At 44.2% G+C, this 11,330-nt stretch carries 15 protein-coding genes and 1 riboswitch; of the genes, 1 reads left to right on the top strand and 14 read right to left on the bottom strand.

Annotated elements, in window-relative coordinates:
- A partial coding sequence (locus IEV18_RS06805) for a transposase (protein WP_188391633.1) occupies window positions 1-273 on the top strand: 273 nt, incomplete at its 5' end.
- A 643-nt stretch (window positions 274-916) separates the two neighbouring features.
- On the opposite strand, the gene IEV18_RS06800 is transcribed toward IEV18_RS06805, so the two are convergent.
- The 14 genes from IEV18_RS06800 to IEV18_RS06735 form a co-directional block, all read right to left on the bottom strand.
- A complete protein-coding gene (locus IEV18_RS06800) occupies window positions 917-1,540 on the bottom strand; it encodes a histidine phosphatase family protein (protein WP_188391632.1) in 624 nt (207 codons plus the stop codon).
- Between the two features lie 10 nt (window positions 1,541-1,550).
- On the bottom strand, window positions 1,551-2,243 hold the full coding sequence (locus tag IEV18_RS06795; protein ID WP_188391631.1) for an AIR synthase family protein: 693 nt from the start codon (window positions 2,241-2,243) through the stop codon (window positions 1,551-1,553).
- The gene (locus tag IEV18_RS06790) at window positions 2,240-2,734 is read right to left on the bottom strand and encodes an ECF transporter S component (RefSeq protein ID WP_188391630.1); all 495 of its coding nucleotides are present in this window, start codon (window positions 2,732-2,734) and stop codon (window positions 2,240-2,242) included. Before IEV18_RS06790 ends, IEV18_RS06795 begins: the two co-directional genes overlap by 4 nt.
- A complete protein-coding gene (locus IEV18_RS06785; protein ID WP_188391629.1) occupies window positions 2,731-3,171 on the bottom strand; it encodes a bifunctional adenosylcobinamide kinase/adenosylcobinamide-phosphate guanylyltransferase in 441 nt (146 codons plus the stop codon). Before IEV18_RS06785 ends, IEV18_RS06790 begins: the two co-directional genes overlap by 4 nt.
- The gene (locus IEV18_RS06780; RefSeq protein WP_229733572.1) at window positions 3,123-3,737 is read right to left on the bottom strand and encodes a histidine phosphatase family protein; all 615 of its coding nucleotides are present in this window, start codon (window positions 3,735-3,737) and stop codon (window positions 3,123-3,125) included. The genes IEV18_RS06785 and IEV18_RS06780 overlap by 49 nt, the downstream gene beginning before the upstream one ends.
- Window positions 3,707-4,498 carry an adenosylcobinamide-GDP ribazoletransferase gene (cobS, locus tag IEV18_RS06775; RefSeq protein ID WP_188391627.1) on the bottom strand — a complete coding sequence of 264 codons (792 nt, stop codon included), beginning with the start codon at window positions 4,496-4,498 and terminating at the stop codon, window positions 3,707-3,709. Before cobS ends, IEV18_RS06780 begins: the two co-directional genes overlap by 31 nt.
- Window positions 4,495-5,301 (bottom strand): cobyric acid synthase, encoded by an 807-nt coding sequence (locus IEV18_RS06770; RefSeq protein WP_188391626.1) that lies wholly within the window; start codon window positions 5,299-5,301, stop codon window positions 4,495-4,497. The genes cobS and IEV18_RS06770 overlap by 4 nt, the downstream gene beginning before the upstream one ends.
- Window positions 5,298-5,861 carry a bifunctional adenosylcobinamide kinase/adenosylcobinamide-phosphate guanylyltransferase gene (locus tag IEV18_RS06765; RefSeq protein WP_229733571.1) on the bottom strand — a complete coding sequence of 188 codons (564 nt, stop codon included), beginning with the start codon at window positions 5,859-5,861 and terminating at the stop codon, window positions 5,298-5,300. The genes IEV18_RS06770 and IEV18_RS06765 overlap by 4 nt, the downstream gene beginning before the upstream one ends.
- A complete protein-coding gene (cobD, locus tag IEV18_RS06760) occupies window positions 5,843-6,919 on the bottom strand; it encodes a threonine-phosphate decarboxylase CobD (protein WP_188391625.1) in 1,077 nt (358 codons plus the stop codon). Before cobD ends, IEV18_RS06765 begins: the two co-directional genes overlap by 19 nt.
- Window positions 6,876-7,856, bottom strand: coding sequence for an adenosylcobinamide-phosphate synthase CbiB (cbiB, locus tag IEV18_RS06755; protein WP_308421552.1), 981 nt, complete (start codon window positions 7,854-7,856; stop codon window positions 6,876-6,878). The genes cobD and cbiB overlap by 44 nt, the downstream gene beginning before the upstream one ends.
- The gene (locus IEV18_RS06750) at window positions 7,856-8,548 is read right to left on the bottom strand and encodes an adenosylcobinamide amidohydrolase (RefSeq protein ID WP_229733570.1); all 693 of its coding nucleotides are present in this window, start codon (window positions 8,546-8,548) and stop codon (window positions 7,856-7,858) included. Before IEV18_RS06750 ends, cbiB begins: the two co-directional genes overlap by 1 nt.
- A 93-nt stretch (window positions 8,549-8,641) precedes the next feature.
- Complete coding sequence (locus tag IEV18_RS06745; RefSeq protein ID WP_188391624.1) at window positions 8,642-9,616, bottom strand: ABC transporter substrate-binding protein; 975 nt, start codon at window positions 9,614-9,616, stop codon at window positions 8,642-8,644.
- A gap of 139 nt (window positions 9,617-9,755) precedes the next feature.
- A riboswitch (cobalamin riboswitch) is annotated at window positions 9,756-9,936 on the bottom strand.
- 78 nt (window positions 9,937-10,014) lie between these two features.
- Window positions 10,015-10,959, bottom strand: a complete 945-nt coding sequence (gene mdh / locus IEV18_RS06740; protein ID WP_188391623.1) for a malate dehydrogenase — start codon at window positions 10,957-10,959, stop codon at window positions 10,015-10,017.
- An 89-nt stretch (window positions 10,960-11,048) separates the two neighbouring features.
- The gene (locus IEV18_RS06735) at window positions 11,049-11,324 is read right to left on the bottom strand and encodes a BMC domain-containing protein (protein ID WP_188391622.1); all 276 of its coding nucleotides are present in this window, start codon (window positions 11,322-11,324) and stop codon (window positions 11,049-11,051) included.
- Window positions 11,325-11,330: the final 6 nt, after the last annotated feature.

Genomic DNA, 11,330 nt, shown 5'->3' with positions numbered 1-11,330 from the left:
ATCAGTGATATTTACCGCTCCCGCTGGGCAATCGAGTTGTTCTTTAAATGGCTGAAACAGCACGTGGAAATCAAACATTTTTACGGAATGAGTAAGACGGCGTTACAAAATCATATTTACATCGCACTCATCACCTACTGTTTACATGTACTGATTCAATTAGAAACAAAAAGTAAAAAGTCGCTGCTTCGAATTAGCCGCTGGTTAAAGGCAGCATTATGGAAGCCAGCTTACATTTGGCTGCGAAGGTTTGAGAAAAAAGCCGTTCCATAACAAAGGCAAATGTCGTTGTCCCTTTTGGATGAACTGTATATAATTTTCAAAAAATGGATAAAGCCACCTTTAGTTGGACTTTGACTTTTTGGCTTAATTTATGAGAAAATTATTTACGGAATATTCCAACTATATTTATGCAATGCTAGTGCCTATTTTTATACTAATTATAACAGTTTTCTCCGTATTTTTACTTAATATTTAGTGATATGTGAGACTTATTTCGTCTATCACTCTTTAATCCGTCTATTTATCCATACTCTCGTCATCCGCTATTTGATTTTCACCTTTTATAACATATTTTAAAATCTATTGTTTCTTCTCTACATACAATCCCAGAATTAGTGTAATTAATACTATACTTTGGAAGATTTCTAGTCGACACACAACAAAGCAAAAGTGCATGGGATTTCCTTAGATCAAATAGAAGAAATAAAGAAAGAAAAGGCTGCAACACGCGGTAAATTTGAAGAAAAAATCTTTTAAATCAAAGTTGAAGATTAATGTCCAGCATATGATATATCAAACTTTTATTCATCTAAAATTATCGGATATACCTCAATCTGATCTCTTTAATACAAAATATGCCTGTCCCACTACATTGGAAACAGGCCTCATATTATCTATATATTCCTATACATTCCTAACCAACAGAAACCCGCTTATGTGCCACGTCCCCTTCCATGATCAGCTTCCGTTCCCCTTGACTTGACTGAACAATCGTTAAGCTTGTCCCGTCTATTTCCGGCGGGTCCCATAGCCGATTTAGGGGGAGATTTTTACAAATCAGTTGCAGCACTTTAACGACAACACCATGGGTAACAATGAGAACATTGCCCGAATCATGCTTTTCTTCCACACTTGCCAGGAATTCTTCCAGTCTATCCTTTACATCAAGAAAATCCTCCCCACCATCATCTCTCTTATATTGATGCGGATGGTTTACGTAACAATCGTATTTCTTTGAATCGATTGTTTGAATTTCATCAATCGTTTTGCCCTGCCAATGTCCCAGGTGTATTTCCATTAGTCTTTCATCTGTTACGATTGACAACGAACGGTTTTCTGTCAGTATTTTTGCGGTGTGAACTGCTCTGTTGCTCGGGCTGGAAATAACTGCCTCAAATTCAGTAGTTGCTAATCTTTTCGCGAGCAATCTGGCGTCGTGAATTCCCTTGGAAGTTAACTTCGAATCTAGCCTTCCCTGCAGCCGGCGTTCCACATTCCATTCCGTTTCCCCGTGTCTGACAAAAAATAAATTTAGCACCTTTCCACCTCTATAGCTTATGAAAATAGTTTCCTGAGATAGCTTTTATTGTCTGTTCCTGTTCCTCAGGATACGCAACTAGAAAAGAAGTCGATGGTCCGCCGGATTTATAAATATCAATTTCCACCGAGTTTATTCTCTTCCCCCTGCCAGGCACCATCCGCTCCAATTCATGGAGCACGCCTTTGGATCCGACCGGCCAGACGACAACTTGGTCCATTTCACAAATCTTTTTAAACAGGGCTAGCGGAGCAACCTGATCGCTCTGGGTCATCACCTCTTCTCCGACTAAAGGCAGTCCGATAAGGGCGATCTGCATGTTTTTCCAGTCGCCCAAAGGCCGGCTTTCCTGAACAGGCTTTTTCCCAATAATATTTATCCCAACGGCCGATTGAGACAAGGAAAAATTAGTCTCCGTACTCCCGGTAATCGGAATGTCAATATCCAGTTCTTTCAAGCCTTTCTGAACACCCTCCATCAGCGAATTCCACGCTTCGTTCCCGCAAAAGTTTTGCAGGACGACGGTAATGAGCTGTGCGCCGGCAGCCATACATTCCATTACCGCTACCCGGAAAGAATGATAGCCCACAACATCGTAGGATACTTTCACAAGATCCTGTTCTTTTTGGCCGATGCCGCCGCTGTTGTCACTGGTAATCACGAGTTCCTCCTCGCCTAATGGGATAATTAGGGCATTTCTCATCCCTTTGCCTCCGCTTTAAAATAAGCTCCCTGAAAAATCGACTGCAGGCGCGGGATGGTGACAAGTGCAATAACCGTATTTAAAAGAGAACCGATGAATAAAGAAGGAACGATCGCTAAGAAAAATGCAACATCAAAAATTAAAATAAACGGCAGCGGAGCAATAAATGCATTTCCGACCAGGAAAATAATTCCCGCCAACATCCTTTTTCCTCGCTTATAAAAAATAGCGAAAATGGCACAAAGCAAGGCCATTTCAAGAGCAACGAGAAAATGCAGCGGACCCATGGACATTCCACCGATTACGGCAGAAACAAGATGTCCGAGACCGCCTACAATCGCGCCCGGTCCTGCACCAAAAAAGGCGGCAGCAAGCAACGCCGGGAACGCATCTAAGGCAATGCTTCCAATAATTGCAGGAATTTTAATTGCTGCTCCAACAACACTTAACGCAATAAACAAAGCCAATAAACTTATTTTTCGCACGTTCATTTGTTATCTCCTCCTTTTATTGTTTGCGGTAATCCGTACCAGATAATGTCCACACGACTGCATCTGGTAACTAAATCCTGATACACCCAGCCAGTCAAGTCCCGCCAATTTCTGTCCGCTTTTTCCATCGGCACAATTCCTTTAGTAATATCCGTACCGATAATGATTAGCCGGCGGCAGGCATCCTCCTTTTCCCACTGAAGCCACCTGTCGAAAATCCGGGACAGATATACTCGTGCTTCATCCAGCACCATTTTTTCCGAAAGATTCTTTGTCCATTGTTCCAGCCCTTCCAGAACGACGGTTGAACCGGAAAATAAGCTATCATCTTCAATTAAAGCCGCATTGTTGTAGGCTGAAATCCATTGATCCGCAGTATAATTTTCTTTTACCCAATTCCGTTTTCCGTTAAAGTAACCGCCTGTAACGAAATGCAACGCTCACCCCTCCTTAAACCTTCCCTGGTGAATTTCAGGATCCACCCGGCACTATGGGGAACTTCCCAATCCCAAAACTCCTTTTCTTCGTTTGAATATTTGTTGAGAAGATAGCGGATAACCCCGCCATGGGTCATGATAAACGGCCGCTGATACCCTTGCTGCAACACAAATTCCTTTATCTTTTCCCAGCCCTGATCCACCCTTTCGGCAAATTTCTGGAAGGATTCCCCTTGGGGCGGAGCGTACGTAAAATAGTTACGCAGCCACTGCTCGTATTCATTAACATTTTTTAATTCGGCATATGTTTTTCCTTCAAATATGCCAAAATTCATCTCCCGCAATTCCGAAAGCACGATTGGGGCAGTTTCCCCGAATAATAGTTCCAAGGTAGACAGAGAGCGGTTCAAATCGCTGGATACAAACAAGTCATAAGATTGGTGCGGAAAGGAATAGAAGGACAAGGCTTTCGCTTCTTCCTGACATAAAGGCGAATCATTCCATCCTAAATACGCCTTGCGTTTATTTTCCTCCGTCAGACCATGACGAAATAATGTAACAGCCACAATGTCATCCATAGTATATTTTCCGTCCCTTCTGCAGCAGCGCCAAGAATATCTCCGGTAATCCCGCCAAACCATTTCACGGTTTTCCTGCGAATAAAATAATAACAGCCAATGGCAACGGCAATGAAGATGAGGAAGAGAAGCACCGTCATTTTCCCGAGCATTAAACTAATCCCAATCAGCACAATCAAATAAAGCGGAAATACTTTCCAAGTTCGATCATTGCTGGCATCTTGAAAAAAGGCTGCCAGCCCATCTTTTTTGGCTGCTGGCACGTTTAACAGCACCATGCCCATCACACTCTTTCCTAAAAACGGGATTAGCAGAATAAGAATAAAAGAATAGAAATGTATCGACGCTGTAATTTCATAGATAAATAGAAACCGGGAACTTAGCAATACGATGACCGACAGCACTCCGAAGGCCCCGATTCTCGGGTCTTTCATTACTTCCAGGCGTTTTTCTTTCTGCTGATAGGAAAAATACGCATCACTACCATCCATCCATCCGTCCAGATGAATTCCGCCTGTCAAAACAATCATAAACAGCCAAAGCAGGAAAGCCGCAGCAAGCGGAGAAAAGGGTATCCATTCCACGAGACAGAACAAGAAACTGCTATACAAGATTCCTTGCACGAATCCGAGCAGGGGAAAAGTGCGAATGCTTCTTTCAATATATTCCCTGTCCATTGGTAAATTTTTGTAAATCGGGATGGCCGTTAAAAATTGTACGGCTATGAGAAATCCTTGGATGGTCTTCATGTTTCCTTGCTCCATTCATCGGTGATGGCTTTAATTTTTTCCCAATCTAAGAAACGTTTCATATCGTCTGCCAGCCGGTCATATTGATCTTCACGAAAAATTCTGCCCGCCTCCATATATTCAAGCACAGGCAGGACTCCCATTACTGGAATGCCTGTATTTTCTTCCAGCCATTGAATGCCGTCCCGGAAAAACTTCACGTCACCGCGAAATTTATTGATTACAATCCCTTTTACTCTATTTCTTTCCTCTGGTGCAAGCAGCTGCAATGTGCCGATAATGCTGGCGAAGACACCACCCCGTTCAATATCTGCGACGAGGAGGACAGGAGCATCGGCTATTTCCGCCACCTTCATATTGACCAGTTCCCGGTCTTTTAAATTGACTTCTGCGGGACTCCCTGCACCTTCGATTACAACTACATCGAAATCTTTCCTTAATTGCTGCAAAGAAGTTTTAATCGCCTCAAGCCCGGTTTGGTAAAACTTATCCCGATACTCGAAACCGGACAACTCCCCCTCCTTTTCCCCAAAGAAAATAACTTCGGTTTCCATATTTTCTCCTGGTTTTAAAAGAATCGGATTCATCCATACTGTTGCCTCAACTTTTGCCGCTTCCGCCTGCATCCCTTGGGATTGGGCGATTATTTTTCCATTAAGAGTTTCATATACATCCGCCGTCATATTTTGGGATTTAAAAGGGGTCACTTTTGCTCCTTCGTTGGCAAACAGTCGGCAAAGTCCGACAGCAACAAGGCTTTTCCCGACATCAGACCCGGTCCCTTGAATCATCAAACTTTTCATGATGCCGCTCCCTTCTTTAACAGCGGAATTCCTGCTTCCACTGCATATGCTTGAGCAGAGATGCTTACAATTTTCTGGTGCAGCTTTCCGATAAGCCGGCAATACTTCCAGACCAATGCACTGTCAGGGAAAGAATCTAACAATACTTCGTTGCTCACAATCACGAGTTGATGGCTGCTTTTTGCTATTTTCCCGATGCCCGTCAGTATCCGGTTGTATAATTCCTTCTCATCCGCATTTTCTTTAGCCGAAAAGAGTTCATTCGTCAGCAGAGTCGTTAAGCAATCTAAAAGAATAACATCTTTTTCGGAAAAGAAAGGTGCCAATGTTGCAATATTCGTCGGCTGTTCCCATGTCTGCCAGCGGTATCCGCTTTTTTGTCTGTCCCATTGATGTTTTTGAATCCGTTCTTTCATTTCCTCGTCGGTCGGCATTCCCGCAGCAATATAGTGGAGCTTACCGCCGATTTCTAATGCTTTCGCTTTGGCGAGGTGTTCAGCAAAGGAGCTTTTTCCGCTGCGCACTCCGCCGGTGACAAAAATTATTTCTGCTGGCGCCATTCGGTGAGCACCTCCATCAGCCGGTCATTTTCCTCGCTTCCTTTAATAGCAAACCGCAGCCATCTTCCATCCAACCCTGGGAAATTATACGTATGCCTCGGTACAATTCCCCGTTTTAACAGAAAAGTGAACAAAGTCTTCTGTTCTTGCACTTCCGGATCCCGCAGCAAATAAAAATTTACTGCAGACGGAGAAACGGTGAATCTATTTTGCTCAAAAAAAGCAAATAATCTTTCCCGTTCTTCACGAATAAAACGTTTCGATTCCTTGACGAAGTGATGATTTTCCAAACATCCTTCCCCAACGTGCAAAGCAATGGCATTGACACTCCAGTGGGGCTGAAAAGCAGCAACCTTCTGGACGATTTCCTTATTTGCCAGCATATATCCGAGCCGCAAGCCCGGGATGGCGAACATTTTCGTCATGGAGCGGAGAACAATTAAATAACGATACTTGTCCACTAGAGAAGGAAGAGAAGAGTCTTCCTCCAAAAAATCATAAAAGGCTTCATCGATAATAAGATACGTCCTCTTTTGCTGACAATGCTCCAATAGCTCGACGATTTGGGAATAAGGGAAGCATACGCCCGTCGGATTGTTTGGATTGCAAAGAAATACCGCATCCACTTCTTCCAGTTTCTCGGCTATCTTTTCTGTATTTAATAGCCAATCCGGTTCTTCCAATTGGAAGTAAAAAATCTCACAGCCATTGGCGCGACATGCCTTTTCATATTCGGAAAAGGCCGGCTGGATAATCAGCACCTTTTTACCTGAGAGAAATCTTCCTAATAAGAAAATAATTTCCGCTCCGCCATTCCCAATGAATATGGACTCCTTAAGAACATTCACCTGTTTCGCAATTTGCCTTTTTAAATTCATTGCGAAGGGATCCGGGTAATCGCTAATGCCACGATAAAACTCACCCCACCTTTCTTGGACGAAGGCAGGCGGACCGAGGGGGTTTATATTGGCGCTAAAATCGACTATATATTCCGGCATCGGAATTCCGGCTTCTTTATATATGTATTGCGGATTCGAACCATGCTGCGGCCAGTTCATACAGCCAACCTCCCATCATTAAAACGAGCAAAAATAGTAACGTAGTCCGAAAAAGAATGTTGTTCGTTTTTACAATATGTTCTTTATTTAACGGGACGACAGGCTCCCCTATTTTCGCCCGTTCAGAAATTTGCCCCTGATAATAATTAATTCCTCCAAGCTGAACTCCTAAAATGGCAGCTACCGCCGATTCGAGCCAGCCGCTATTAGGACTGGGATGATTTCTCGCATCCCGAAAAAATAATTTCCATGCCTTTTTCCAATTCATCACTTCCGGCTTGTTTCCGATTACGATTAAACATGCCGTCAACCGGCTCGGTATCCAATTAGCCAGGTCATCCAATCTGGCCGATGCCCAGCCAAATTCCCGGTACTTTTCATTTTTATATCCGACCATGGAGTCACACGTATTTATCGCCCGGTATACCATGGCTAGTGGCGCTCCGCCAATTAGCGCCCAAAATAACGGGGCGGTGACGCCGTCACTCGTATTTTCTGCCACCGTTTCCACCGTTCCTCTGACAATTTCTTTTTCATCCAAATGTTCCGTATCCCTTCCGACGATATAGGATAGCTTCTCCCTAGCTTTCTTCATGTCTCCTTTTCGTAACGGATGATAGATTGCCAGGGCTGCATCTTTCAATCCCTTTTGGGCTATGGCAGAAGCAATGATTATTCCTTCAGCAACAATTCCTAGTACCGGATGGAGCTGATAAAAAACCGAAACAAGCATCAGCGTTGTGAGGAAAGTGATGCTGATGATCAGCAATACCATAAAAAATCCTTTAGCTTTCCGATGCTTTCCTTGATTCAGCCTTTTTTCCAAATATCCTATCCCGCTCCCTATCCACCGTACCGGATGGGGCCATGTTGGCGGATCGCCGATCATAAAATCAATAACAACCGCTAATAAAATTGCCAGCATATGATGTTCCATCAGTGCATTTTCCTTTTTAAAGATTTCTCGACCGCTTCCCGGGTACAAGTATATACGCCCTTGCTGATTAATTTTCCTAACGGAGTAATCGTTCCTGCATACTCCAAATTTGTTCCCTGTTGGGTGGCTCCCACTAAAATACTGTCTGTCGAAGTTCCGGTTGCTGAAGTTCCCGTTATTGGGTCCTTTACCTCCAGGCTCTCTAGGGCGCGAACTTTTGCTTCTGTTGCTGTTACGATGCTTTGGACGAAGGCTTCCTCGCTTAACGTGCCATTGACGAAAATCCACGTATTGATCGTTCCCGGCTGAAACTCCGAAGAATGATTCTCGCTATTTGCAGCATCTACTGCATTGCCTGTTCCTGCAGTAACGACGATTAACAGGGACATGTCCTGCTCCTCCAGCCAGGTGTACGCGACATCTTCCAGCTTTACCGCCGTCATCATGCCGACGGATTCTTTCGGTTGAAAGCCGTTTTCCTCTAAGTACCGCTCCATGTCCTCCCGGTGATTGGTGCATTGATAGTTTTTGTCTACATGCCGGTTTACAAAGATGTGATGCGAGCCAAACCCTGGCCCGACAACCCCAGAGGATAATGTTTTCAGCTTAACGGGTGATTGGAGTACAATATGTTTTTCCGTTATTTTCAACATGTTCGGATGAATCATTACTGCTATTTCGTCCTTTCCCAATTCGTATATATTCCATAAGAGGACTCTGTTTCTATTAATCTAGCGGGGAAGCTCTTACACTTTAGAAATAGCTGCCTAGAATCTTCACTGCGTTTATTCGTTAAATACATCCGGATAAACGGCTTGTGCCAGTTCCTTTACTCCGTCAATCAGCCTTGGTCCTGGACGGCTCAGCAGATCGGAATGGACGTCATATACTTCGCCATTTTTAATTGCTGTCACATCTTGCCAGCCTTCCCGTGCTTTCACATCTTCAATTGCATGATCAACGTAAAAACCATATGTCGTCACAATAACATCCGGATTATATTCAAGGATGACTTCTTCATCCAATTTTGGCCAGCCTTCCAAATCCCCTGCAGCATTATCAGCATTAATAATGGAGAGCATTTCATCCATGAACGTGTTTTTTCCGGCAGCATAAATCTCCGGCGCTGGAGAGATTTCAAACAAGACGGATTTCTTTTCACTTACTTGTGCTGCCTGTTCCTTTATTTTTTCCACTTCATTTTGCATCGTTCCGATGATCGTTGCAGCCTGCTCCTCAGTACCAGTCGCTTTCCCGATCAGTTCAATCGAATGGTAAACGTCATCAAAACTGTTTGCTTCATTGACGACAAGTACAGCGATTCCGCTATTTTTTATCTGCTCGAGTCCTTCTATGGAGTTAAGGGCACTCGATTCATGGGCTAGTACAATGTCCGGCTCAAGCGCAATTATCTTTTCGATGTCAAACTCCATTCCGCCGACCTTCTCTATCTCAAAAACTTCCTCCGGATAATTGTCGTGGTCGCTTACGCCTACAATGAAATCACCTAATCCTAATGCAAAGGCGATTTCCGTATTGCCGGGAACGAGGGAAACAATTCTTTCCGGTTTTTCTTCCACGACCACTTCTTCCTCAAGCGCATCGGTAATCGTTACCGGAAAACTGCTATTTCCTGCTTCCTCGGTAACTTCCGGCTCGTCTTCCTGACCCGGACTGCTATCTGTTTTTGATTCACCGCAGCCTGCTAACGCAATCAATACGAATACTAGCAAAATGAATACGGTATACCATTTCTTCATCTTTTTTCCTCCTTTAATTGTGAACCCAATGAAAAAGCACCCCCACAAAGGAATGTGAGGATGCTGGCGATTCTTTACACACTTAATCATAAAAGCATGATTGCATAAAGAGACCACACCCCTGCCTATCCTCGTAGGTTTGGTGCAACGGAATCAGGCTGGTATCCTGGCTTATGGTCATCGTAAAACTGCACCTTCCCATACTTTCGTACAGTGGCATTCGCAGTTTACTCCCAATCACAGTGGCGGGACCGCGTTGGAATTTCACCAACTTCCCAATTATGTCTAGTAAACTAGACACCTGATTCCTATGTATTCTGTTTTCCATGATTCTATTATACCGTATCCTTCCTAAAAGCATAGAAATAATTTTATTTCCAACATTAGAATTGCGGTTATTATACCGGAAGCATGCGGATTACTTTGCGGACATCTTCCGCTGATCGATCCAGCTGCTGTTTTTCCTCCGCTGTTAACGGAAGTTCGATGACACTTTCGATGCCTCTCGCTCCGAGAATCGTCGGCACTCCCAAATAAATATCTTTATATCCGTACTCCCCTTCTAAATAGGCGATCGACGGAAGGATTTTTCTCTTGTCATAGACAATTGCCTCGACCATTTCCACTAAAGAAGCTGCAGGGGCATAATATGCGCTGCCATTGCCGAGAAGGTTGACAATTTCTCCTCCTCCTTTTCGGGTCCGCTCTACAATGGCCGCAATTTTTTCTTCCGGGAGCAGCTGGCTCACTGGTATTCCGCCAACATTGGAATATCGGATTAAGGGCACCATACTGTCCCCATGGCCGCCAAGTACAAAACCGGTAACATCTTCTACCGCCACGTTTAATTCTTGGGCGATAAAGGTGTTAAATCTTGCTGTATCCAAAACGCCCGATTGGCCGATAACCCGATTTTTTGGAAAACCGGTCGTTTTGAAGCAAGTATACGTCATGGCATCGACCGGATTGCTTAATACGAGGATGTAGCTGTCCGGCGCATATTTTGCAATTTTCCTGGAAACTTCCATCATGATTTTCGCATTAGTGTTCACTAAGTCGTCCCGGCTCATTCCCGGTTTTCTTGGCATGCCTGCCGTAATGATCACCATATCGGCATCTTTAATATCTGCATAGTCGGAAGTTCCGGTTACATTTCCGTTAAATTTTAATACCGGACCGGATTCCAGCATATCGAGGGCTTTTCCTTTCGTCGGATTCGTTTGCTCAGGGATATCCACTAAGACAACGTCTCCCATTTCCTTTTGCGCAAGCAGAAATGCGGTTGTCGCACCGGTAAACCCGGCTCCGATGACGGCAAATTTTCTCCGTTTGAATGTTGTCACTGGCTGCCTCCATCCTTTCCTCTCTTGAAATAGGATTGTATACGTGGGTGAAAGAGGGATAGCAAACTGCTATCCCCAACAAAAGCCGATTAAGGCAGAATGCTTCCTAATTCTTGATGCGGACGTGGTATTACGTGTACCGATACTAACTCGCCAACCCGTTTTGCAGCTTCACTTCCCGCGTCGGTCGCGGCTTTCACGGCACCGACATCCCCGCTGACGAGTACGGTTACTAATCCGGCACCGATTTGTTCCTTGCCGATCAGTTTCACATTTGCTGCTTTCACCATGGCATCCGCAGCTTCAATGGCTCCTACTAAACCTTTTGTTTCTACCATTCCTAATGCTCCATTTACATTCGCCATTTCCCA

Source organism: Compostibacillus humi (genome assembly GCF_014637175.1).
In the GTDB taxonomy this organism is placed as follows: Bacteria; Bacillota; Bacilli; order Bacillales; family Amphibacillaceae; genus Oceanobacillus; species Oceanobacillus humi.
The sequence above is the reverse complement of the archived record's forward strand: the minus strand, read 5'-3'. Positions and strand labels throughout refer to the sequence as shown.

Coding starts and splice junctions, on each gene's coding strand:
- IEV18_RS06795 (WP_188391631.1), bottom strand. CDS start 2,243: ATGAGAAATGCCCTAATTATCCCATTAGGCGAGGAGGAACTCGTGATT.
- IEV18_RS06790 (WP_188391630.1), bottom strand. CDS start 2,734: ATGAACGTGCGAAAAATAAGTTTATTGGCTTTGTTTATTGCGTTAAGT.
- cobS (WP_188391627.1), bottom strand. CDS start 4,498: ATGAAGACCATCCAAGGATTTCTCATAGCCGTACAATTTTTAACGGCC.
- IEV18_RS06770 (WP_188391626.1), bottom strand. CDS start 5,301: ATGAAAAGTTTGATGATTCAAGGGACCGGGTCTGATGTCGGGAAAAGC.
- IEV18_RS06765 (WP_229733571.1), bottom strand. CDS start 5,861: ATGGCGCCAGCAGAAATAATTTTTGTCACCGGCGGAGTGCGCAGCGGA.
- cobD (WP_188391625.1), bottom strand. CDS start 6,919: ATGAACTGGCCGCAGCATGGTTCGAATCCGCAATACATATATAAAGAA.
- cbiB (WP_308421552.1), bottom strand. CDS start 7,856: ATGGAACATCATATGCTGGCAATTTTATTAGCGGTTGTTATTGATTTT.
- IEV18_RS06745 (WP_188391624.1), bottom strand. CDS start 9,616: ATGAAGAAATGGTATACCGTATTCATTTTGCTAGTATTCGTATTGATT.
- IEV18_RS06735 (WP_188391622.1), bottom strand. CDS start 11,324: ATGGCGAATGTAAATGGAGCATTAGGAATGGTAGAAACAAAAGGTTTA.